The following is a 25,004-nucleotide window of genomic DNA, read 5'->3' on the forward strand; positions in this document are numbered from 1 at the left end:
AGCTATTCATAATTAAGTCTTCCGTTTGACTGATTGACATATACAGGTCCGTTGCTTGCCCCTGATACAGGTGTATTGAATAACTTCCCGTCACTCATCATATATGCAGAAGCTAGAGATCCGGCAGCAGAAGATATGCCTTGCGCTGTGTCTGCCCACGTCTGAGCCCTCTGAGAATTCATCCCCATCTGCGCACCTATCAGCCCTTGTTTTCTATTCAGGTACCCCTGCTTCACAGATTGTTGCCTAGTATCTTCTCTCTCAACAAGCCCCGCAATAGCATCTGACATTACGCGATTATTCGACTGCTTAGCCGCTAACACGTTTTCATGTGTTGCTCCTGTTGCTGCGGCTGTATTCTCAGTTGCTTTCGTATTATCCTCCATCACCGATTCCATCCTTTTCAGATAGGCTTTAGACCCTGGATTATCAAGTGCTCCTCTGTTATATTCACGAACATAGTCTGCATTAGCTTCGCTCTGCATATTATTAAGCAGCCCCTGATTTTTCTTGTTTTCCTTAGCTGATTTGACTGCTCCGTAGGCGGTTGAGGCAACTGCAAGTGCCCCTAAAATGATAGGAATAGCAGCTTGATTTGTCTGAATGTGTTCAGGGGAGATCAGATCTAAGACAACTGACAGGACGAGTAACATTAGTAATTGCGCAATTGCTTTCATATGTAATCATTTTGCACAATAGTAATAATTACGAGCTCCGCAAACTGTGCACAATGACCACAATTGCAGCTCTCGGGAGGCTACATTTGTTGAAAAATGGTCAGTATGGCAGTCAAACAACTAGGAGAGCCGGGCTTCAAGTACACAGAAGAGCTGAAAATAAATATTGTCTACTTATTATTTTCTCGATACAATGGAGATATAGATAAGTGTTCAAAAGGGGTTCTTGTCAATAAGGCATTACTTGCAAAATGGAGAGACGAGTTGCAGTCGCTGGTGAAGGGAATGCTACCCGGTGAAGACGAGGCAATAAATTCTGAACTGATATACAAGAGGGGGATGAAGAGACTTGAAGAGGTAATCAAATCTTCTAAGGATCCTCAGAAAATAACAAGTGCTCTCAAAATAATGAGAGAGCTTGAAGCCGGGAAAGAAGACAGAGAGAGGGAGAGTATATTCGCAGATATAAACAAAATGATATTAGAGGAGGAGGAACATGATGAAGAGAATAATAACTAATTTTCAAGGCATCAATAGAAATAACTCAGGACAATCAGCTGGGGATGGTGCGTGCGAAGAGCTAATTAATGTGCGTAATGACGGGAATATGCTTAGGGTTGTGCGTAAACATAAGGCTATACTGCAAAACTCTGATGCAATTGAATATTTTGAGCACCGGGTTGGAACTGTTAATAATCGTATATCTGTTGGTTTTGACAAAACTAATAACACCTACTATATCAGAGTATTTGAGATTATATACAATGGCAGCGAGGAGATAGTGACCGGTGCCTACACTCAGCTATATACATCAAGCGCAAGAATCAGCGTGAAGACATTAAATAATATGCTGATTATTAATGATAACGCAAGAGATAATACTATTGTCTATCATTACCTGAATGGAGAGTATAAGTTGCAATATGATGGGCTCCCTTCTCTTCCTGCTTTTTCTATTACTAAGAAAGATTATGATGGAGGCCTCCCTCCTGGATTATCAACGACCTATTACACATTCGCTGGGCAGCAGAAACCTATTGTAACGAGAATTGAAGATCTTAAATATGAAACTCCTGAAGGTCGCAAATATCTATACTCAACTCCATTTTCTCCAAAAAAAGAGGCATATCTCTCAGAAGAGGTATTTCGTGAAACTATCCTCTCTGCTATCAATGAAGCAAGGCAAAAGTCAGATAATTATTCAGAAGGGTATTTCTTACTATCACTTAATTATACGCTTGTGAATGGGGATGAAACAAAGATGACAGCTCCGGTTATGATTGAAGTTGGCAAGGCAGAACTATCTCCTATCATTGAACAGGTCGTTAATTTAAACGGGGGCGCTCTTGAGAATATAATTGCTGCGATCAAGGGGCAGGCTGTGGATATCACGCTATCTAATGTTGATTATTCTCAATACAAAGACTTGATTAAGTCTGTGAACATCTACACTACGGAGATAATGTCGCATTTGGACCTTGACGTAAAAAAAATGACACCTGCGATTACTCATCCTAATCATCCTTTGCAGTATACATACGAACAGCGAGAGTCCTTTGTGGTTGATAATAAGATAACGCATGAAACTCTTAAGAATAAGCTATTTTTCAGGCAAAAAGAATTACTTATTGAAAACCTCAGTGAAGTAGTAAGTCTTGTGTTCAATACAGGCAAGCTGACAACAGAGAAGACGATGAAAGTAGATAGCTCCGGATGGCTGCGCACTAAGGGAAAATCGTTCATCTACAATAATAGATTACACCTGTATGATTACGAGAGAAAATTCACCCCTGAAGCTTCTATTTTCAGCAACATGAATTATGTCAAAGGGGTTGCAAATACAGTTGCAGGAGCTCATGTGAGAGTAAGTAATTCAGACGGTAAGGCAATGTATATCAACGGGAGCGTGCAGATCTATTTTCTCCTAGACGATTTCACAGAGGATATGAAGGTGTGGCTTGCAGATCTAGTCTCTTTTCCTGATAGTAGGGCCGAGTATCTGTATATCTATTTCGGTTTTCAAGGCAAGAAATATGCTGGGAAATTATCCCTCTCCCCTTCCTCTACATATAACTATGCGTACAGCGTTAACATTACTAACGAGACAACTCCTACTATGATTTGCAAGGAGGTTGTAAGCTATGATCTAGTTGATGAGGATGTTGACGAATCTGTTCAAAATGCAATTATTGTTTCGTCACCGGGTGCTCCTTATCATTTCCCGGTTGAGCACTCTTACAGAATAAGCGGAAAGGTCAGGAATCTATGCGTTATGGCTGAGGACATCTCTGCGGCGCAAGTTGGTCAATACCCTCTGTTTGTTTTCACAGATGCAGGCATTTTTGCGCTGCAACAAGGCAGCGGGACGGTCCTATATAGCAACCTACTCCCTATTTCAAGCGATATAGCAGATTCTGTATGTCAAACAAAATATGGCATTGCATACAGCTCAGGAGGCAATGTATACTTCCTGAGCGGGAGGAATGGGAGTCTGCTCTCTCACGCTCTTGATGCAGTTCCGGATACCTCTGTACGCAGTGCACAGGGTTATAACGTAGCACACGGATCTATTGAGTTATATAGTGTTTCTTCATTCTTGTCTCATTCTAACTTCAAACTCTACGCAAAGCGAGCAAATCTGGTATATGATGCGATTGAGGAAGAGCTGATTGTCAGTAATCCTATTTTCAGCTACTCTTATGTGTTTAACCTGAGAAACAAGGCATGGCATAAGGTATCAGATACATACTTGAAAAATGATAGCTCAAGCAGGTATGTTACAAGAAGAAGTTGGGTGAGCTTCTCTCCATCTCAACCGGCGCGAGCGAAAATAAGTATCAATGCAATGACAGTAAGGCCTGCTATGACATTTGCATACCTCAACAGGTGTGAGTTTGCAAATGCGAATACGATTATCCCTGCTGGTAATCAAATGACTCTTGTAATAGGCACAAATAGGCTTGCTAGTTATTATACACAGACGGCAATGCCTCTGTATCTTGTAATAGAGATGATTTGCGCTTCTGTAAGCTTCATTGAACAGGAATATAATAGTTTCGAGAATGTATGCTACATATATACTAATCAGAAATCATACGACAATAAGATTGTGTTCGTGAAAAATGCCGATTCTACTATACTACACTCAGATGGACTAGTTGAGATGGTCGGCAATGTTATTATTGAGAAAAAAGGCATTGATGAACAGGTTATGATTAACATAGCGGGCAGAAGCATACCGGTTGTAATTAACTCTAATGACACTTATGTTAGTCTTGCCGGCAGGATTACAGACATGATTAGAGCAAGTGCAAGCGACATCGTAAGCGCTGAAAAATCAGGCAATATTATATATCTTACTAGCCGGGCGTATGGAAGTCAAGCGAATGATATAATTCTTACCTCTCAATCATCTCTATATTGTATCATTAATTCTTCTACCTTCACCGGAGGACAGGATGTAGGCGCTACAGACAATATACAAACTCAGCTTATAGACATATATCTTGCAACAGAAGCGGGCGAAATGGTCACTACAGAAGATGGCTATTATGTAATTCTAGAGCAGGTTCTCAATAACGAATATGATGACACAATAGGTTACTCATCGACAGATATTATTGATCTACACGAGCGAGAAGGAGAAGAGGACGATCAGGTGATGATACATATACAGTCAAGGCCTGTAATCCTAGGCTCGGCAGCCTATAAATCAATTAGGAGAGCATCTCTGAGGGCAGACATCCTTACATCCGGGAGGCCGTTTGGCGCCTACCTCTACGCCTCGAATGACCTGAAAAGCTGGAGACTCGTAAGCTATAAGCAGGTAGGCAAGGACACAGCAAACATAAGACTTGACAGGGTGCACACATCTTATAGGTATTACATAATCGCAGCTGGAGGATATGTCAGAGCGAATAGTAATATATCTTATTTCGAAATTGAAGCTGAAGAAAAATTATCAGGAAAAATCAGATAACAAAAGGCCCTGTATGCGAACTACAGAGCCTTAATGAACCTAAACTTAAACTATGAGAATACAATTGCAAATGTAATTGATGCTTCTGTTAATATGCGATTTCTTGTGTAATTGTTATTGACGAGTTATTTACAGCCATTATATTTTTGCTATCTATCTCATTATCTTTTATTTATACGAAACACATAAATTAGTATCCTTTGATTTACAAGCACTTATAATTCTTGTTAATTAAACTTAAAAGGTATTATTTAATATTGTCGCCTACTCATTTAATTTATAACTTTACAGTTTACACATATAAGTCATTAAAGATGAGTAAAACAAAGGCTCAAAATAAGAGTTTGCAATTAGCTAAAGAGCATAAAAAAGACGAGTTCTACACGCAACTTTCGGACATAGAAAGAGAGTTAAAGTATTACAAACATCACTTTAAAGATAAGGTTGTGTATTGTAATTGCGATGACCCAAGAGTGAGTAATTTCTTTCATTATTTTTCTTACAACTTCGAGAAACTTGGGCTAAAAAAGCTTATTACCACCTGCTACAAAAACCAAAACATGGATTTGTTTAGCCAAAACGACAGCGAACAAGCCATTTATTTGGAATATACAGGTGATAAGAATGGTAATAATGTTCCTGATCCAAATGAAATTGGGATTAAATACTTGAAAGGTGATGGTGATTTTCGTAGCAAAGAAAGCATCGAACTACTCAAACAAGCTGATATTGTTGTAACCAATCCTCCATTCTCTCTATTTCGTGAGTATGTTTCGCAACTTATAGAATATGATAAAAAATTTGTAATTGTAGGACACCAAAATGCAATAAAATACAAAGAAATTTTCCCTTTAATCAGGGATAACAAGATTTGGTTGGGTTACGGTTTTAAGGGTGGTGCAGGGCATTTTATCAATGAACATTATGAAGATTATGCAACTGCAACAGACCGAAAAGAAGGAATGATCAGAGTTTCAGGGGTTCATTGGTTTACAAACCTTGAAATCAATAAACGGCACGAAGATTTGATTCTCTATAAAAAATACACGCCTGAAGAATATCCTAAGTTTGAAAATTATGATGCGATTAATGTCGATGTTACCAAAGATATTCCTGTTGATTATGATGGAATGATAGGCGTTCCCATAACTTTTATGGATAAATACAATCCAGACCAATTTGAAATAATTGGAGTAGGCATAGCAAACTTGGGTCTTGAAATAGGAATACAGCCATATAAGCCTGAACATAAAAAATATAGAAAAGAAATTCAGAAAAGAGGTGCTGTTGATGGGGATTTATATATGATGATAGACGGTGTTGTTACTGTTCCGTATTCTCGCATAATTATTAAAAGAAAGAAGAAATGAAAATAGAGTTAAAAGAAATAACGGTTCGTGAGCTTACCAACGGTTATCAGGATAACGAAGAGAATGGAGTTGTCGGATTTGGTGGAAAATTAGATATACGCCCGCCTTACCAAAGAGAATTTATATACAAAGACAAGCAACGTGATGCTGTAATAAATACAATTACAAATGATTTCCCATTGAACGTAATGTATTGGGCTGTTCGAGAAGATGGCGGCTTTGAAGTAATTGACGGGCAACAACGCACCATTTCAATCTGTCAGTTTGTCGAGGGTGATTTTGCTTATAACAATCGCTATTTTCACAATCTACAACAAGATGAGAAAGAACAGATATTGAATTACAAACTGATGGTTTATTTGTGTTCAGGAACGGACAGCGAAAAATTAGATTGGTTTGAAACAATAAATATTGCAGGCGAAAAACTGACTCCCCAAGAATTGAAAAACGCAGTATATTCTGGCTCGTGGGTTTCTGACGCAAAACGCTATTTCAGCAAAAATGGCTGTGCAGCTTATAGCTTAGGAAGCGACTATCTAACAGGTTCACCAATACGTCAAGATTATCTGGAAACTGTAATCGGATGGATTTGTGGCAATGCTAGTGATGACGGTATAAAAAACTATATGGCAAAGCAACAGCACGAGCCAAATGCAAATGAATTATGGTTGTATTTTCAAAACGTTATAAACTGGGTAAAAGTTGTTTTTCCAAAATACCGTAAAGAGATGAAAGGAGTTGAATGGGGTATTTTATATAACCAGTTCAAGGAGAAAAAGATTGACCATATAAAGTTAGAGGAAGAAATCACTACACTAATGCAAGATGAGGACGTAACCAGCAAAAAAGGTATCTTTGAATATGTTTTAACTCGCAAAGAAAAGTACTTGAATATTAGAGCGTTTAGCGACAACCAAAAACGTGAGGCCTACGAACGGCAAAAAGGCATTTGTCCTGTTTGCACCGAAAACTATAAAATAGAACAGATGGAGGCAGACCACATCACTCCTTGGCACAACGGAGGCAAAACGATTACAGAGAATTGTCAATTACTCTGCAAAGAAGACAACAGAAGAAAATCCGGAAAGTAATTATTTATTAAAAAGCTAGTACTAGCTACACCAAAGTTGTACCGTGCGGATTTTGATACACACCTATATACCTTGTTATTAATTACTTATGTTGTGGTATCTTACAGCTTCCCAAGCTGAGGGTCGTGGGTTCGAACCCCATTTACCGCTCAAATTTTTAAGAGCATGAAAAGATTTGTTATTTATACGATCTGTATTCTTTTATGCTCAGTTTATGGTTTTTCCCAGAAACGCCAGATTGGACCTCAGTTTCCTGGTGGTATACAAGAGTTAAGGAAAGAGCTTAAAGAGAATCTCAAAAAAGAGTTTAAAGATTATAAGGAGCATCCTGCCACAGTAAGGATTAATTTCTCTGTTACAAAAAAAGGCAGACCTTTTAATGGCTCTGCCCCTGATTTAACCGATCCAAATGTTCAGAAAAAAATTGCCAAGGCTGTCCGTAGACTTCCACGATTCAAACCCGGAAGTGCAAACGGAGTGGCAATTCTAAGCGACATCAGCATTGAGATTGATTTGAAAAACTAAGCTTTCCTGTTCTGTTCAATAAATTCTGCCAGTGTTCTTACTGATCTGAAAACCTCCTTGTTTGCTTTTGGGTCTTCCATTCTTATTCCGTACTCTCTTTCCAGCAATATTACCAGTTCAAGAGCGTCTATTGAGTCTAAGCCAAGTCCTTCACCAAAAAGAGGAGCATCTGTATCAATATCCTCAGGAGTTATCTCCTCCAGATTGAGAGCTTCAATTATCTGCTGCTTTAGTTTGAGAATGAGTTCTTCCATAATATTGAGTTGTTAATTAAGAGTATATTTTTAATTTTTTTCTTGAGTATAGTGCAATAAGAAAGCATGTAAGACCAAAGATTAACAGGGCGATACCTTCAGGCAAAACCGATAAAAACCCTTCGTCTCTCAAAAAGATGCTGTAAAAGCCTGACATCCCCCAGTTCATAGGAGATAGTTTACTAATAAGCTGCATTTGAGGAGACATCAGAAAGAGAGGAATCCATACCCCTCCAACTGCAGCAAGGATAACAACAGAGACTGCACCAAAAACAGAGGCCTGCTGGTATGTCCTGGCCAGATTCCCTATGGCTACTCCATATCCAATAGCAGCAACAGCAACTGAAAATCCCATAAAGAAAAGAGCACTGTATGAATGGCCCAGTTCCAGAGATGGCAATCCTGTTAGTGGTAAAATTTTAACACCAATAAACAGCATAAGGGAAAATTGGGCAAGAGCTACAACTAAGTATACAATAGACTTGCTGATAAGATATTCGGCATATGTGCATGGCATTGTAAGAAGTCTTGTAAAACTTCCTCCCTCTCTCTCCTTAATAATATTTCCTCCCAGGGAGATAACAATAAAAAAGATTGCAAAGAGGCTCCAGGCAGGAACATTATGCTGAACCGAGTTTGGCATAATATCACTTCCCTCTCTGGTGACGAACTTGTCAACTATAGTAAACTGCTCTCCGGAAAAGTTTGAGGTATTAACTGCGACCGGAGAAATGTCATTTACCTGATTTGATATCTCTCTCATTATGTACTCAAACTGTACCTTTTGAGACCTCTCTCTCAGAGTACTCATAAGTACAGAGTGGAACGAGCCTTTGGCAGCAGGATCAACAAGTACATTTATGCTTACTATTTCATCCAGAGGAATCTCTTCAATACCATTAAAGGCCCCTACAACAAATTTCTGTACATTCCCCCTAATCCTCTGAGTTGCATCCTCTGGTATAAAAATTCCTATCATATTGTCACCCGGTGAGATTCTCCCCTCCATCATAACAGGGCTCTGATACTGAGAAGCAGAGTCATGCTCAATGGCAAATAATCCGGATGACTCTATCTCTTTAACAACGGCCGCCCCAAGTTCGCCGGAATCACGGTTAACGAGCAAAAGGGGGATTTTGTTCCCTTTTACAAAATTAAGTGTGCTGTCCTGCAAATTTGCCATTAAAATGACTAGCAGAACAGGCATAAGGAACATTAGGATAATCCCTCCTACATCCCTTTTTAGCATAAGGTAATCCTTATAGAGCAGGTATTTTATCCTTCTATTCATATGTGTCTCGCATCTGTTTTCCGGTTAACTTAAAATAGAGGGCTTCCAGATTTTTACACTCTGGATTTGATTTTCCAAGTTCAGCTGGATTCCCCTCAAGTACAATTTTACCTCCGTCAATAAGACCAACAGTATCGCATATACATTCAGCCTCTTCAAGATAGTGAGATATAAAAAGAACGGTTGTGCCTTCACGATTGATTCTGATAAGCTCCTCCAGTATTAAATTCCTTGACTGAGCATCAACTCCAACCGTTGGTTCGTCTAGTATCAGAATCTTTGGTGTGTGAAGGAGCCCTGCAAGCAAATTTATTCTTCTTTTCATTCCCCCTGAGTATTGACTCAAAGGTCTATCAGCACTGTTCTCAAGGCCAAATCTCTCTAACAACTCATCAACCCTGTCATTGAGGATTTTACCCTCAACCCCGTACATTCCACCAATAATTCTCAGATTCTCTTTACCGGTTAACATTGGGAAAAGAGCTATCTCCTGCGGAACTAAACCAATTATTTTTTTAATTTCAGAAAGTTCAGCAGGTACACTTAACCCATCAACCAATACTCTGCCGGAATCAAACCTCTTAAGTCCACACAAAATATCAATTGTTGTAGTCTTACCGGCTCCATTTGGAGCTAACAAACCATAAAGGGATCCCTTTAAGATTTTAAGATTGAGACCATCCAGAGTAGGATTGGTTTTTCCTTTATACTTTTTTATTAGTCCCTCTGTAAATATTGCATGTTTTTCAGGCATTCTTCATAAGTTTTTCAAGTCCCCTGAATATTGACTCCTCTTTGTCTGCAATATTCATCAGTTTATCTGCCAATAAATTATAAGTCATTGTATCTCCGTCCCTCTTTTTAAACATTCTGGCGGCATTATACGAAAAATCTCGCCATAAATCTCCGGCTGCTGTCATCTCTTCAGAGTAATGCCTAAGTTCCGGCTTGTTCATAACTGAGGCAGCCTCCTGCAGAAATGCTGCATAGATAAATCTGAATCCGGCACCTCCTGTTCCAATCTCTTCGTTCATCCTTATTACCTGTGCAAGATTTAGTGCTGCCCTCTTCTTACCCATGCTCCTCTCCCATCTCCTCATTCTTCTTGCAAGAAATCTTATCCCATTTACACCAAACATAGGAATGGGGATTTTTGTCATTCTGTTGCAGTTAAGCAGTATTGATTTGCGTATTGTCTCACTGTCAACATCTTTCTTATGGCTTACATCTGTTATGTGATACATCCTGCCACTGGGGGGATAGGTACCCTTGGCAAACCGGACTGTTTTAAGTTCTTCGTATGTTAAAGTGCATTTCTCTACTACAACCGGATCAGAGACAGTGTATAGATCTCCCTCCTTGCCTATTACACATATATTGTGAGCGTTGAAATGAAACCTGTATTCTGCAGGAAAGTAAGGAAGATTGTAAACCCCCACTAACATACCAACAGGAGTACCTGAGAACAGAACCTTGTCCAAAGCGGCCATCGACTTCTCTTTATCCCGAAATTTATAGCGCTTCATCTTTATTCCTAGCAGGGACATCACTCTTGAAAATATAGCTCCGGGAAGAGGTCTGAATGAAGTGACAGCCATTCCGTGGAGCTTTATAAATGGCATATGGGCAAAAAATAGTCCGGAGCCCAGCCCAAAAACCATTGCCTCACTAATATTTATTCCGTAAAAACCCAGTAAGTTACTTACTACACCATTCTCACAATGTCCGGAGGGTTTGTGTTTAAAATCAAGTTGCATATTAATCAACGGTAACTAATTTTTCCAAATCCATTTTTAACACCTGAGCAATTATTTCTAATTTCTCTTTATCCAACTTATTAAAATGCCTCGGTTTACACCATCTTTTAATCTCCCTTTTTGTAAAACCTGTATAGGAGGCAAGTATCTCCGGTGTCATTAGATTTTTGTGTATATGATAGGCCAGCGGGCTTAATTTACCTGCTTTAACATTACTTTTAATAGCCTCAGCCTCCTCTTCAATAAGGCTCCATGCAAATTTTATCGCCTCATTTTTAGGCTCCCAGCCAACGCTTATTATCTGCTTGTATTCACCATTTTCATCAACAGCATAGCAGACATCTCTTACCTCTCCGCTCTTCTCCAGTATATTGCCATCCTGTGGAACCTCATTTATCTTCATAATCAGCAAACAGTTAAATAGACATAAGCGTATGAAAATCTGGCACTTTCCGGAACCATAACCAGTATTTTCTCTCCCCTCTTAAGCCTTCCGCTTTTGAGCAGTTCATCAATCATAAGGAAAGCCGATGCTGCCGCTACATTTCCGAGTTTAGGTAGATTTACAAACCACTTCTCCTCAGGAATAGGGAATCCCAGATTTGAGAGTTCATCAAAAATCTTCTTTCTAAAATACATAGAAGAGAGATGAGGCAGAAACCAGTCAATATCATCAGGTTTAAGATTCCTTTTAGCTGAGATATCCATAAGAAACTTTCCACCTAGCTTAACAATATTAGCTCCCAGCAGTTTTGTATCCTGTTTTAGAGAGAAAAGGGATCTCTCAGTCCACTCTCTTTCAGGATATCTGGTCCAGCCCAGAAGCGTATCTCCATCATACTGAGCTCCTGCATACATACAGGCAGGCATTGTGTTAGCATAAGATGTCAGCTCTACCCATTCAACTTTAAGAGAAAGCCCTTCAGTGGCCGGCTTGCTGTTAATAAGAAGAGCCGATGCTCCGTCTGAAAGCATAAATCTTAAGAAATCCTTCTCAAAGGCAATCATTGGATCCTCCATAAGCCTTGCCAGGCTCTCGTACTCGTCATTAAAGAAAGAGGCTCTCATCCAGGCAGAAAACCTTTCAGAAGCAACTGCCACCGCATTCTCTCTCTCTCCTGATGATACTGCCATTAGACAATACTTAAGAGCATGTATACCACTGCAGCAAGATCCCGCGAATGAGACAACCTCAATATCCTTTACTCCGCCCATCTGTCCATGTATCTGAACAGCATGAGATGGCATTATCATCTCCTGAGAAGCAGTTCCGGCAGCAAGGAGATCAATTGTATCTGCATCCACTCCATTGCCGTATAGCCCCTCTATAGCCTCAACAGCCATATCAAATGCAGAGTGGGTAACTCTCTGCTCTTTGTCAAGTGCGTAATATCTTGTTTTAATTTGATTATTTCGTAAAATGAGCTCTTTTGCTCTGGAAGGTTTGCCGCCAATCATTCCCAAATACTCCTCAATCTCATGATTTTCAACAGGAGAATTGGGCATGAAGGAGGATGTCTTAGTTATATAAACAGGGCGCATAATTTATTGGTTAGGTTTTAAAAAAAGAATATTGCTCTTTATAGTCTCATATGAACCTCTTCTGAGAGGCCAGGTGAGCTTAAAGAAGAGCGAACCAAAGGGTGAGATGGCAAATATAAGAGTTAGTAAATACCACTTAAAAATTTTAAGTCTGGCAGCTCTTGCAGGATCTCCATAACTGCCCTTCTTGAGGACCCATCTTGCCCAGGCTCCCCATATTTTGTTACCGTTATTTTCAATAAAGTAGATATTTGGATTGAATTTTAATCCACCTTTATTAACAATTGACCTCTGCATCTCCTGAAAATCTTTAGTTTTCAGGGCCAGGCAGATATCCTCAGATATATTGGAAAGAGAGGCTATGTCTGCATCAGAAACACCGGCAGCCGGAAGAAATCTTGTTGCCTCCTTTTTGTTCCCGATAAGCCATCTGAATATTGTTAGAACACTCACAAGATTATTATGTTTGTCCTCAAGTGCTATGTGGCCGGAGAGTCTGGCACCCGAGCCGGCCAGGCTTTCTCTTATACTTTTAATAGCAGAAACCCACATGTTTCTTGTTCCCCCGACAGCTATAACATCTCTTCCCCTTAGATAGGCTTTAGTCTCCTCTAATCTCAGAAAAGAAGCGACAGGGATTGACGGTGCAAGAAACCAGGGCTGGTAACCTAGAACAACAAGGTCAGCATCCAGAATATCTGAAAAATCCATCGGAATAAGAGGAAAGGGAACTTCTGCTCTGGACTCGGGAAAGATGTCATAAAATTTCTCAGATGTCCATGGAAAATCGAATGGCTCAACAGGGACTATTTTTTTATAAACCAACTGGCATCCCATCATTTCCAGTGGTGAGAGAAGCGAACTAAGAATCTCAAAAAGCTGTCCTGTTTGAGTATAATAAAAAACTGCTATTTTGTATTTTCTCTCCATAAGTCAGGGTTTGAACATATTAGAGGCAAATCTGCTGTTTGTTGAGACTCCTCTGAATCTATAAATTGTTACATCATCATTTTTCTCATATAGGTGCAGCTCCTCAATTGAGTAGTCTGCAACAGACAGCCTGAGCTCAATTCTCTTATAAGGGTTGTTCTTTGATTTTGTTTTAGGCTCTATTACCAGAGAGTGGCTACCCTCTCCATCAATATAAACAACTCCATAAGAGTCAGGTATTGAAGATATATCACCACCCATACAGGCCTCCATAACTTTGGCTAAATCAGACAAAGCTTTCTGTTTGTCAAGAGAAAATGAGGTGGTTCCACTTTTAGACAAAATATGGATATTTGACGATGTCATAATAATTGACATCATCTTTGGAGAAGTATAGTCAAACCGGACATTCCCCGGTTTACTGAAGAAGAAATTACCTGAAGACTTAACTTTCTGATTAAGAACTTTAATCTCTTTCTCTTGCTCAAATGTTCCGGAGACTGTTTTAATTGATGCTGTATGACGGGCCATTGCAGAGAAGAACCTCTCGCCTGATTCGGGAGAGAACGAGCAGATAAAGAGATATAATATCAGTAACCCGGTAATCTTTTTCATACGCAATTAACTACAAATATAAAGAAAAAAGGGGTACTATCTAACATCTAAAAATTTAACAGCCTTTCTGCTCTGCAATGGCATTATGGCTTTTGAAAGAAGCTCCACAGGTTCAAAACTAATCTCCGGAGCAACTCTTATTCTTGCTCTGAAATGCTCTTTAATTCTGCGCTCAAATGAGTCAGTTGGGGTCTCTGTTCCTATCTTTATAAGTATTGAGTCTGTTCCAAGTGAATTTGTATAAACCTGAACCTGATAATTAATTATTCCGTCAATATTGTCAAGAATGTCATAAAGAGCAGAAGGATATAGTGTTGTCCCTTTATATTTAATCATCTGACCTTTTCTTCCCAAAATTGGGCTAAGTCTGGTGCTGTTTCTGCCACAACTGCATTGTTTATTAAATGCCCGGCAAAGATCTCCGGTTTTAAATCTTATCAAAGGCATCCCCTCTACGCCCAGAGTTGTGACTACCAACTCTCCTATCTCTCCTTCCTGTACCGGCATTTCATTTTCATCAAGTATCTCAATAATAATAAGATCTGGCTGATGGTGAGCGCCGCATAAATGTTCACACTCTGTAAAAGAGCTTTGCATTTCAGTTGATGCATAAGTTGAGTGAAGAGAGAGATTTGGCCAAAGTTGTTTAATCTTTCTGGTCAGAGTGTTATCTGACAGATCAATATCCCTTAGTGGCTCTCCAATACAGATCGCTCTTTTAAGAGATGCATCTCTGCACTCAATGCCATTCTTTGCAGCATATTCAGCTAACTTTATCAGAAAAGAGGGGACCACAATGCAGGACTCTGGTTTAACACTAAGAATCGAGCTCCATTGGAGTTCCGGTATTCCGTTTCCAACCCTTACTATTCCGGAACCAAGCGACCTTGCACCCAAAAAATAGGCGAGTCCAGCCATAAACCGTCTGTCAAGAGTGGTCATTATCTGTAACACCTCATTACTCTTCAGTCCTGCAGTTGTAAATGAGACCATTTCATTATATGCCAGCCTGTCCAGATCGCTCTCTGTAAGCATAAATGTAACCGGCTCCCCAAGCGTTCCTGAAGTTGTTACATAATCGATAACCCTCTCCCTTGGAACACAAAGAAACATTTCATTATGCATCTGCAGGTCCTGTTTATCTGTAGTAGGGAGCAGTGAGAGGTCTGATATGGATTTAATTTTTAAAGGGTCTACTCCGCAATTTTTAAAAAGATTGATGTAGTAGGGTGAACTGGATGCAACATTTGCCAGAGTCTCCTGTAACGAGCTAATCTGAAATTCTGCGATCTCCTCACGGGACTTGAATTGTATTTGAGGATCTCTTTTCATGTTATTTTAATTTTTCAAGTTTATTTATAATGTATCTCCTTGTCTCTTCAGACGGGAGCTTCATCTCAAGTGCTTTACTGAACATTGCTGAGGCTGAACTATAATCTCCTGAAGAGAGAAAATTCTCCCCCAAATTAGTATATGTCTGAAAAAAATATGGATTTATCATGATGTAAGAAGAGACAAACTCCTCATCAGCAGATATTTTTTCCGATGTTTTTTGAGATAATAATTTTGACATTTTTCTAAAATCTCTGACTTTAGGCTCAAATTCATTTATCTGAACTGAATCAGCAGGAATATCTTTAAAATCATCTTTTATATTATTGGCAGAGAGGTTAAAAAGCTCGTTTAAGTCATATTTAACCATCTTGCCCAATTGCCAGGGAGCTGTGCTAACCCAAACTACCCTTTGAACCGGTTTAAAAATTACTGAATGGTGAGATATATACTGGTTTATTGACATCTCGTTTCCCAATCCCAGCTCTTCATCTGATATACCATTTTTATTACGCAAAATCCGGGCAGATCTCTCTGGAGAGAGTGGTTTCATATCAGCAATAAGCTGTTTAAGTCTGTTATATCTATACTGAGAGTGACTCCCCTCAATTGCCTGTACAGCCTCTTTGTTCTGTTTGTCATTAAAAAAGCCTGCTGTCTGGAAGTGGTTAGTAGATATAATCAATTCCCCCTGAGTTGTGAATAATCGTGTATTGTCCGGGCTCTTTTCAATAATAGCAGCACGATTTTCAAGACCAGAACCAATTAAAAGAGACTCTGATACAAATGCATCTCTTTTTGATGCTATAATATATGCCTCTTCAATATTTGAAGCATATTGCAATATCTCTCTTGCAATTATTGAGATTGGAGTATTAGATCTTACCGGAGGTGAAGATTTTGCTGCATTCATTGTAATTGTCAGCCCCTTTTCATTCATCCCTGAGAGTACACCGGACATTCCTGCCCAGCCAACAGATAAAAACTTATAGCCTTTATCCGGCTCCATAATAGTTACTACCTTGTTTTTCGCAAAATCGTCACCAACCCAGAAATCAAAATTTCTGCCAATTATAAGTGTTGAATCGTCACTTTCAGAACCCCACGCAGCAAAGGAAGAGCAACCTACAAGCATATACTCCTGCATTGCATGGCCTAAATCATGTGCAGCGTGATAATTTAATTGTCTGTCATACGGAGATCCTATATAATCGAACTCACTGCTACTCCCAAGAGATGTCGCATATATCTCTTTTCTGAACTCCTCCTCAATATTTGACCGGATATTTCTGTTGTAAATAATTGTCAGATATTTCAGGAAAGATAGGTATCTCTCATTGGGAATGATAATTTTTATCTGATCAACAAATGCTCTCTCCTGCTCATGCATTAAAGATTTACACAACTGCCCAAAAGCAAGGCCTCTCTCCTCAGCATCACCTCTCAGCCTTAAATTCCATAAATCACCCTCACCCTTTTCAAGTGAAGATCTCCCAAAAAGCAAAACTCCTGCTGAGTCTCGGGTAGATGGTATTACCACTGGTAATGAATTATCCGGGATGCTCCTGTCAGCAGTTACATATAGTATAACTCCCGCAGCAGCCATCAAAAGAATCAGAGAGAGAATTGTCGCTGCAATATATTTTAAAATCTTCCCAAATACTTTTGTCATAATCCCATCTTATTTATAAAACCTGTACCAATAATCTCAGAGCAGGTGAGTAATGATGTAAATGTCACACCCATAACTCCATGAAGATTAACGCTCTGCCCTGCCAAATACAAATTTCCAACCTTTGTCTTTACCGGCAAAAATGTTGAAAGTGGTTTTTTGTAATCCTTCATAATTCCATATATTGAACCATCCGGAGATTTTACATAATCTCTGTATGTCAACGGAGTGGCAGAGCAGCTAAAATCCACAGACTCTCTGAATCCCGGCAGAACCTCCTCCACCCTTTCAATTAAAATATCAGAATATCTATTTTTAAACTCAAGGTAATCATCGCCCCTGTTACCCCGGGTGGTTTGGGACCATTTACCTACCTCGTCAATAGTCATTGGAGTCAAAAGAGTTATAACCTCTGCGAACTCACCTTTACCCTCAGGAGCCTGAAATGCAACCATAAGAGGTCTCTCGCCCTGTATATGCAAATTGCTGTTTATATACTTCATATGGTTAGGCTTAAGAATCAGATAAAGGGAGAACATACTGCAAGAGTTGTGTAATTGGTTAACCCTTCGCCTGTATGTCTCCTTAATACCTGATTCACCGTCAAGCATTCCCACAGTAAGGGATGGATGAATTGTAGAAATAACTCTCTTTGAGTAGAATCTTTCACCACTTTCAAGCTCAACTCCACTTACACAGCCATTTTCTGTAATAATTCTTTTAACATTTGCCCCACACCTTACCTCTCCACCATAGGACATAATAATTCCAGACAATGCTTCTGTGATTTTATAAGCCCCTCCCCTAACTCTCCATGATGATTCGATATATGAATTATTTGCCATTGCATGTACATAGTAGGGGGTAACTGCAGACTCTCCGCAATATATTATTGAATTGCCTGTTAATATACTTTTTAACCTTTCACTCTTTATAAATGCCGATATTGAAACCTCCACAGACTTGGTAACAGATTGCAGAGACTCTGCAGAGAATCCGTTACCCATTCTTACACTATCAACAGAGAGCATTGCTGTTCTCTTTATTGAATCCGCATATGCCTCCAGACCCACTCTCTCTTCCGGGAAAAAATCAGATAATTTATCTACAAAATTACTGTGCTCCATTGCAATTGGATAACTCTTACCATCAATGTAAACAACATCAAATGAGTCCGGATTCATCCTGACAAAGCCAACCCTGTCCATCAGATCTAAATAAGAGAAAAACCTCTCCATAAACTGACCCTTATCCAGACTTCCAATGTAGTGAACAGAGGAATCAATTACGACCCCCCTCCTTTTAAATGGTTGAAAATAGCCCCCCGTACTCTCCCCCTGCTCCAGAACAAGAACACCCAGACCCTCTTTAGCGAGAATTGCAGCGCATTCAAGTCCTGCAAGACCACCACCAATTACAATTGTATCAATTTTATTCATATGATGTATTTTTGGGCCTAATTGTAAATATTGTATTTGATGTTAAATTATCATTTCTTGTCTCCTCCACAACACAGTTTAACCTGCTGCTAATCTCCCTTATTTTACTGCCACTGGTGAAGCAGGGTGAGTGGCTTGCCTTATTGAATTTTAGAATTTTTATGGAAAACCACTCAGTAAGTTTTGTAATTCTATGGTCCCTCTCTCTCTCAGAGTCACCATCTCTTAATATAATAAATCCCCCCGGTTTTAATGAATTAACAGATCTTATGATTAAGGACTCCTGCTGTTCAGGGAGAAGATAATGCAACACATCATTAATAACAATTACATCACTCAACGGTAAATTGCAAGTGAGTGCATCTGCACAGGTAAAGTTTATATTACCTCCTGATATCCAAGAACTTTTGGCCATTTCAATCTTTTCCGAATCATAGTCTATCCCATTCACAACTCTGTCAGGAGAGAGGAGACCAAGCATAAAACAGAGAGGACCATATCCGCATCCTATATCAGTTACAACTGCCTCAGCAGGAATAATTGTATGAAAAGGTTTGTAGTAGTTCTCCATTCTCATTTTTATCCTTAAATACCACTCAGTGACAGGCCCTTTATAAATATATCCGGACATAATTTTTTGCATAAAAAAGAGATTGGATGGAGCATCATTTACTGATCTTAAATCTCTGTACTCCTTACGCATAAGAGCAACAACTGATTTACTGCGCTCTCTGTAGTCCAGACCAAAGCGAACATCTTGGTAAGAGATTCTCTCCAGAATTTTATAACCAATAACCCCTCTCTTGACATAAAATGGTTGTCTTTTTGAAACCAGATTACCATTACCATATATAATTATTGGAATTATATCCAGAGACAACTCCTCGGCAATTTTAAAGGCCCCTTTGTGGAATCTGTGAATCTCCATATCGGCAGAGCGAGTACCCTCAGGAAAGACAAGAAGGGAATACCCCTCTGAAATCTTTGGCTTTATATACTCTATATGATTTTCCACCCCATCCTTGTGATAAAGAAAGCCTGCAAACCTGACAATATGACCAAATACAGGAGAATTCCACACCCACTTATTTGTCATCATAATTATTTTTGGATGGAGGGAGAGTAACATTAAAATATCAATAAATGACTGGTGGTTTGCAACAATAACTGCAGGACGGTTAAAATCCTCATTAAATGGGTTCTCTCTGAATATTCTTACTGTTGGAGAGAGCTTCACCGGAAAAAATACCAGTACCCTCAGGATCTTTCTAAATAATAGAACTCTTTTGGAATGGTTAACCGGCAGAAGAGTTAAGATGGGTATAAAAGCAGCAGCAAAGAGACAGCCTGTTGCAAAGGCTGAGAATGTAAGCAACATCTGAAGCACCCCTGAGAATGTGTAAGGGTGTAATCCCCTTGAAGCCGGAGATGTGATAAAGAACCTGTAAACCAGAGGCTGTATTGTATAAGCAACTAACCATACAGCCGAAATGCCAACAATAGAGACAAGGGCAATTGATCTTAAAGCAGGATGAGTTGCAAATGCCATTGAGCCCACACCCGCAAGCACAGTAAACGTCGAAAAGAAAATTGCACTTTTATGTGATTCTAACGCGCCCTCTCTCCCCTGATATTCAGCAGATAGACCATCTAATACAAAAATACTGAAGTCATCCCCTATTCCAAATATAAATGTAGCCAGCAGAATGTTAAAAATATTAAACTCAATGGAAAAAACATTCATTAATCCCAGTATTATAACCCAGCTCACAGCCATTGGAAGAAAAGCCATAAGAGCCAGTTCAACTCTTCCGTACGAGATAAGAAGAGTAAGAAATACAAGGAGAGAAGATATAAGAAGGATTATGTTAAAATCCTCCTTAATAGTTATTGCCCAAACAGAAGAGAAATGGGCTCTGTCAAGAATCCCGAATGATGTCTCTTCCAGGAGCTCTTCATACAACTTCTCCTTTTGGACATCCTCAGAATGGAGCTGTGTTAAGAAAGTGTACAAACCATCCCGCTCCTCTGCCCACTCTTTAAAAAAATGCGGCAATGACTCTATTCCACCGGAATAATCAACAGGAGTGTACTCCTTCTCAAGTATTGAAATAAAACTGTCAAAGGCATCACTTGAAAAACCAATTTCTTCTCCATTTTGTACCAGGTCAGTTTTCAGTCTTTGGGACTTACCGTCATCCCAGAATTTGTTCCATCTCCCTATCCGCTCGGTTTGAATTGATTCAGGAGGAAGAAGCCAGGAGAGAGAGGCACTTCTTATTGATTGGCCGCTATTCCTGAGTGAGTCAAGTATGAGATTATCTATGTAATATGATTCTGCTGCATTTTTAAGACTTCCGGATGATGACAAGAGAAAAACCCTTGCATCTCCCCCTCCAAAATCCACGGAGAAACTCTTCTGAGCTTTTGACAGACTCTCCGGCTCATATCCCAGATTTGAGAAATCACTATCAAATTTTACTCCCGAAGCAAGAAAAATACCAGCAACAGCCATAGCAGCAATAAGCCATCTTAACCATATTACCTTTTCATATTTAAATGATGTTATTTTAACAATTGCCCTGTATAATCTAGTCTCTCTCTCCTCATTATTTACTTTTATAAAATGAGGTAAGAAAATAAGAGAAAAGAGGGTGGTTCCAGTTAGAGTCAAGGCGGAAAAGAGGCCAAAATCCTGTAAAAGAACTGAGTTTGTAAAAAGAAGCCCAACAAAGGCACCAATTGTAGTAAAACCTCCAACAGTTAGTGGATAGGCAAGCTCATCTATCAACTGTTCAATAGTCTTAACATGCTTTAAATGTGAAATAACATGTATAGAATAACTCAAAGCAATACCCATTACTGTCGCTCCGGCTCCAATTGCAATTGCAGAGACCGGTTCCCCTCTTAAAGCCATTATAGAAATGGCAAAAAGAGCACCAAAGAGGGCAGGCGCTATCAATATTGCCAGTGTTCCGGGATTTCTGAAAGAGATCCAAAAAAGCAAACCAATTATTATCAGAGCAATAAGACTTGTTGCCAGTGTATCTCTTTTTATAATTCTTGCATTGTAAACAGAGGCAAAAGGTGCACCTGAGAGCATTACATCAAGCTCCGGGAACTCTGCTTCAATTTTAATCTCTGCCGCTTCAAGTTGAGATACCAGATAATCGTTATTACCAGAATCTGAAGACTCTGCTGATGGTGTAATAATAAAAAACAGAGAGTACCAATTTTCAGAAAAAATATAATCTCTGTAGTTATTGTATGACACCCCCATTCTGAGAGAATCGAGTTTTGCAATCAGGTGTGTACCCAACGAAAGAGGATCTCTGGAGATCATCCCGGATACGGCTGTTCCGGCCGGAGAGTTTATAATTGCAAGTGAATTCTGAAGTTTTTCAAGTACTCTCTCACTCTCAATATTATCATCAATTCTCTTATAATCTGATTCCTCCAGAAACAGTGGAAGATTATTATATATATAGCTGATAAATTCGCTCTCTCCCTCATAGGCCGATTTTTGCATCGGCTCTATCGCTCCCCTCTCAATAAGAGGAATTATTTCAAGATTTAAACTGTCAGCCGCATCTGCAAGAAAATCAGGTGATATAAAAGCAGAGGTATCCCTGAATTTTATTAATGCAATGATTTTATCTTTTGCCTTTAGCCTTGAAAATGCTTTAGCACTTCCCGCACTCTCTCCCTCTGTGGGGAATAGCTGCAATGGATCTTCAGTAAATCTGATGTTAAGAGAAGTAATTGCCATTGAAACAGTAAGAAGAGAAAGCAGAATAAATAATAACCACCTCCTTTTCTTAAAACCACTATACAAAGCAACAAGAATTTTTCCAAGACTCATTTTTCACTCCTCCTGAAAATTTTTAAAATAGTATATGTTACAACCATTCCAATAAATCCGACACAAATTGCCAGAATTATACTGCCGGCCAGATATTGAGTCAGACTTCCCGATATTGCATCAAAAGTCAGATCAGATGGTATAACCTTCATTGACTCCCCAAGCAGAAGAGAACCTGCATAAAAACTTCCGTAAAGAATAAAAGGAATCATTGGAGGGATACTTATATTGGAGGAGACCAGAGTGAGCACTTTGTTCAGTTTGAGCAGATGTGCAGTTGCTACAGCTGTAATCATCTGATAGCCCCACAGAGGAGATACCCCAAAGAAGAGACCCAGTCCCACTGATCCGGCAATTTTAAAATTACTGTCAGATGATTCTGTAATATGATCTTTTATAAATGATTTTATATTCTCCTTGGTGAACCATTTAAAAAATTTATAGGGCCACCACCAAATAAGAGCGATCAGGACCAGAATAGAGTTGAGTATTGAAATTCTTGTAAAATCCAGAAACGGTTTAAAATGCGAAACTCTCTCTTCTTCAGGCGGATAATAGACCTTAACCGGAGTGTTCTTTACCGGGATACCCATCCAAACAGCTCTTACCAATATTTCCAGTTCCCACTCATATCGTCCGGAAAACATCCTTATTCCGGCTAACCTCTCCAGAGGATAGACTCTAAATCCCGATTGAGTATCTGATAATCTTATACCCGTTTCTGCCCAAAACCAAAAGTTTGAAAACTTGTTTGCAAATGTATTTCTCTCAGGCATATTCTCACACCCCATCTCCCTGGCACCAACCCAGAGTACATTTGGTTCGTTCTCAGACACTCCGGCCAGATTTTTAATATCTTCCGGATAGTGCTGACCGTCTGCATCAATTGTAACGGCGTGAGTAAAGCCAAGCTCCTTAGCTCTGATTAAAGCGCTACCCAAAGCAGGACCCTTTCCAATATTTTTATTATGTCTTATAAGGAGAACCCCTTCTAAATTCCCGGCAATATCTGCACCTTCAGGATCAGATCCATCATCAACTACAATAATATCTCTGCAAAATGGTTTTACCCCCTCAACTACATCTTTTAGAGTTAAAGGATTGTTATAAGTAGGTATGATTGTTACAAGGTTGAACATTTTCCCTTAAATTTTAGAATAATCCTGTCACAATCAGTAACTGATACTGTTGCATTAATAAGCAGAAGAGATTCAGAAATTTTCTTCTTTGATATATTAACTGATAATTTTTCATCAGCACAAGGATCCACCATTCCTGTGAATTTACATTGAGAGATATCACTAAACAAAAGAGATTCTCCTGTTAATGAGAAGAGACAATCTTTTAAAATCTGAAGAGTGCACACTCCCGGCAGCACAGGAGTTCCCGGAAAATGGCCGGTAAATATCCTGTGAGATTTATCAAGAGTTACCAGAAAACAAGCGGCAGATGATAAATCACTTTCATGTGAAATCTCTGATTTATCAATTTTGTATAAATTGTCAATTTTCATCTGATTTGCTTTTGGTCAATTTTAGTTTAATCTTGAGCCATGGATGAGTAATTAGCACCTCTTCCGGATACCCTTCTGAATATTTTCCAAATCTCATTAAAGTTCTGGTGATTCCATTACCCTGTTCCAAAGCAGCAATATTTCCGTTACTTTCAAACAGATACTTTGTTATAGGAGAGTGGTCCGGTTTAAAAAGAATTTCAAAGTCCTTCTTAAGGAGTAAAATTACCTTCTCTCTGTTTAACTGCTCTATGCAGTAATTTATCTTAATTGTTGCCCCATTTAACTCAAAGTCCAGAAAAGTCATTCCAAAAAAGGAGGTCATAACTACTCTTTTAGATGTATGACTGTCCGACTTTATAACAACTGTTCCTTCAATAGAGTCATCCCTTCTGGTAAGGATAAAATCAAAAAGAGTTATCTCCTTACTATGATTAAAAACAGATGGAATACCTCCTGTTGCATACTGAGTTGAGTGTAGCCAGACACCCTCTTTTAAGGAGGAGCATCCCGCCATTGAAATGAGTAAAACCACAAATAGGCTAATTAATCCTGAATATCTCATTATCAATATTTTGGTTAATTGTCTGATCAAAGAATCTGTAATTTGTGGTACCTCCTGATCCCTCCTTTACAGAGATTTCCAAAATGTCACCTGAATCTTTACTAAACACAATGTTAATAATTGATATTACTGATTGCAATCTGGCTGATTTAGGTTTTACAGAAGCGTTAATTTTATCGGCTGCCATGCTAAACACAATGTCATAATTGGCCGATTCCTTTAGCTCTCCGGTAAAGACAGCAGTTATGAGCTCCTGCATCTGCTTCATCACCGGATTTGCCGACAAATTCATTGTTGAAGTGCCGGAGGCTGTTACCATTTTCATATAAGAGCCGTTCATAATCATCGAATATTTACCTGGCTTCTCGTACATAAATGCTATTTTATTCTCCTTTGAATAGAGAAATTTACCATGAGAGACTAACTCTCCCTTTATCATCTCCATCCTTTTAACCTGTTCAAAACGGGCAGAGAGAGCAGTAACCTCTGAAGCCCTCTTAGCTAGCACATCAAGGAACACGGCAACTTCTGTATTACTAAGTATTCCATTCTGTGAGCGCATAGTATTTACATTTGTGATTAAAACTATA

The 25,004-nt window shown here is 39.1% G+C and carries 22 protein-coding genes; 5 read left to right on the plus strand and 17 right to left on the minus strand.

Annotated elements, in window-relative coordinates; translation table 11 throughout:
• Positions 1–2: 2 nt before the first annotated feature.
• Positions 3–677: a hypothetical protein gene (locus tag U5907_02540; GenBank protein ID WRQ33535.1), complete on the minus strand. Its 675-nt coding sequence runs from the start codon at positions 675–677 to the stop codon at positions 3–5.
• A 105-nt stretch (positions 678–782) separates the two neighbouring features.
• Between U5907_02540 and U5907_02545 the strand changes: the two genes are divergently transcribed.
• The 5 genes from U5907_02545 (at position 783) to U5907_02565 (ending at position 7,642) form a co-directional block, all read left to right on the plus strand.
• Positions 783–1,196 carry a hypothetical protein gene (locus tag U5907_02545; protein WRQ33536.1) on the plus strand — a complete coding sequence of 138 codons (414 nt, stop codon included), beginning with the start codon at positions 783–785 and terminating at the stop codon, positions 1,194–1,196.
• Positions 1,177–4,656: a hypothetical protein gene (locus U5907_02550; GenBank protein ID WRQ33537.1), complete on the plus strand. Its 3,480-nt coding sequence runs from the start codon at positions 1,177–1,179 to the stop codon at positions 4,654–4,656. Before U5907_02545 ends, U5907_02550 begins: the two co-directional genes overlap by 20 nt.
• 314 nt (positions 4,657–4,970) lie before the next feature.
• Complete coding sequence (locus U5907_02555) at positions 4,971–6,026, plus strand: adenine-specific methyltransferase EcoRI family protein (GenBank protein WRQ33538.1); 1,056 nt, start codon at positions 4,971–4,973, stop codon at positions 6,024–6,026.
• The gene (locus U5907_02560; protein WRQ33539.1) at positions 6,023–7,117 is read left to right on the plus strand and encodes a DUF262 domain-containing protein; all 1,095 of its coding nucleotides are present in this window, start codon (positions 6,023–6,025) and stop codon (positions 7,115–7,117) included. The genes U5907_02555 and U5907_02560 overlap by 4 nt, the downstream gene beginning before the upstream one ends.
• Positions 7,118–7,282: 165 nt before the next feature.
• Entirely contained in the window at positions 7,283–7,642 is a 360-nt protein-coding gene (locus U5907_02565; GenBank protein WRQ33540.1) for a hypothetical protein, read from the plus strand.
• Here the strand turns inward: U5907_02565 and U5907_02570 are convergent.
• The 16 genes from U5907_02570 to U5907_02645 are packed head-to-tail and all read right to left on the minus strand — an operon-like array spanning position 7,639 to position 24,976.
• Entirely contained in the window at positions 7,639–7,896 is a 258-nt protein-coding gene (locus tag U5907_02570) for a phosphopantetheine-binding protein (GenBank protein WRQ33541.1), read from the minus strand. The genes U5907_02565 and U5907_02570 overlap by 4 nt on opposite strands.
• 16 nt (positions 7,897–7,912) lie before the next feature.
• The gene (locus U5907_02575) at positions 7,913–9,187 is read right to left on the minus strand and encodes an ABC transporter permease (protein WRQ33542.1); all 1,275 of its coding nucleotides are present in this window, start codon (positions 9,185–9,187) and stop codon (positions 7,913–7,915) included.
• The gene (locus U5907_02580; protein ID WRQ33543.1) at positions 9,180–9,941 is read right to left on the minus strand and encodes an ABC transporter ATP-binding protein; all 762 of its coding nucleotides are present in this window, start codon (positions 9,939–9,941) and stop codon (positions 9,180–9,182) included. Before U5907_02580 ends, U5907_02575 begins: the two co-directional genes overlap by 8 nt.
• Positions 9,934–10,944, minus strand: coding sequence for a BtrH N-terminal domain-containing protein (locus U5907_02585; protein ID WRQ33544.1), 1,011 nt, complete (start codon positions 10,942–10,944; stop codon positions 9,934–9,936). The genes U5907_02580 and U5907_02585 overlap by 8 nt, the downstream gene beginning before the upstream one ends.
• A 1-nt stretch (position 10,945) precedes the next feature.
• A complete protein-coding gene (locus tag U5907_02590; protein ID WRQ33545.1) occupies positions 10,946–11,347 on the minus strand; it encodes a hypothetical protein in 402 nt (133 codons plus the stop codon).
• A 2-nt stretch (positions 11,348–11,349) separates the two neighbouring features.
• On the minus strand, positions 11,350–12,486 hold the full coding sequence (locus U5907_02595) for a beta-ketoacyl-ACP synthase III (GenBank protein WRQ33546.1): 1,137 nt from the start codon (positions 12,484–12,486) through the stop codon (positions 11,350–11,352).
• A 3-nt stretch (positions 12,487–12,489) separates the two neighbouring features.
• On the minus strand, positions 12,490–13,416 hold the full coding sequence (locus tag U5907_02600) for a hypothetical protein (protein WRQ33547.1): 927 nt from the start codon (positions 13,414–13,416) through the stop codon (positions 12,490–12,492).
• Positions 13,417–13,419: 3 nt separating this feature from the next.
• The gene (locus U5907_02605) at positions 13,420–14,031 is read right to left on the minus strand and encodes an outer membrane lipoprotein carrier protein LolA (GenBank protein WRQ33548.1); all 612 of its coding nucleotides are present in this window, start codon (positions 14,029–14,031) and stop codon (positions 13,420–13,422) included.
• A 36-nt stretch (positions 14,032–14,067) separates the two neighbouring features.
• The gene (locus U5907_02610) at positions 14,068–15,363 is read right to left on the minus strand and encodes an AMP-binding protein (GenBank protein ID WRQ33549.1); all 1,296 of its coding nucleotides are present in this window, start codon (positions 15,361–15,363) and stop codon (positions 14,068–14,070) included.
• A 1-nt stretch (position 15,364) separates the two neighbouring features.
• Positions 15,365–17,035 carry a C45 family peptidase gene (locus tag U5907_02615; protein ID WRQ33550.1) on the minus strand — a complete coding sequence of 557 codons (1,671 nt, stop codon included), beginning with the start codon at positions 17,033–17,035 and terminating at the stop codon, positions 15,365–15,367.
• Positions 17,032–18,474, minus strand: a complete 1,443-nt coding sequence (locus tag U5907_02620) for an NAD(P)/FAD-dependent oxidoreductase (protein ID WRQ33551.1) — start codon at positions 18,472–18,474, stop codon at positions 17,032–17,034. Before U5907_02620 ends, U5907_02615 begins: the two co-directional genes overlap by 4 nt.
• Positions 18,467–22,336: a 1-acyl-sn-glycerol-3-phosphate acyltransferase gene (locus U5907_02625; protein WRQ33552.1), complete on the minus strand. Its 3,870-nt coding sequence runs from the start codon at positions 22,334–22,336 to the stop codon at positions 18,467–18,469. The genes U5907_02620 and U5907_02625 overlap by 8 nt, the downstream gene beginning before the upstream one ends.
• On the minus strand, positions 22,333–23,475 hold the full coding sequence (locus tag U5907_02630; protein WRQ33553.1) for a DUF2062 domain-containing protein: 1,143 nt from the start codon (positions 23,473–23,475) through the stop codon (positions 22,333–22,335). The genes U5907_02625 and U5907_02630 overlap by 4 nt, the downstream gene beginning before the upstream one ends.
• Positions 23,460–23,849 (minus strand): beta-hydroxyacyl-ACP dehydratase, encoded by a 390-nt coding sequence (locus U5907_02635; GenBank protein ID WRQ33554.1) that lies wholly within the window; start codon positions 23,847–23,849, stop codon positions 23,460–23,462. The genes U5907_02630 and U5907_02635 overlap by 16 nt, the downstream gene beginning before the upstream one ends.
• Positions 23,839–24,414: a hypothetical protein gene (locus U5907_02640; protein WRQ33555.1), complete on the minus strand. Its 576-nt coding sequence runs from the start codon at positions 24,412–24,414 to the stop codon at positions 23,839–23,841. The genes U5907_02635 and U5907_02640 overlap by 11 nt, the downstream gene beginning before the upstream one ends.
• Positions 24,392–24,976, minus strand: coding sequence for an outer membrane lipoprotein carrier protein LolA (locus U5907_02645; GenBank protein WRQ33556.1), 585 nt, complete (start codon positions 24,974–24,976; stop codon positions 24,392–24,394). The genes U5907_02640 and U5907_02645 overlap by 23 nt, the downstream gene beginning before the upstream one ends.
• Between the last annotated feature and the right edge of the window lie 28 nt (positions 24,977–25,004).

Source organism: Bacteroidales bacterium MB20-C3-3 (genome assembly GCA_035609245.1).
Lineage (GTDB): Bacteria > Bacteroidota > Bacteroidia > Bacteroidales > UBA932 > Bact-08.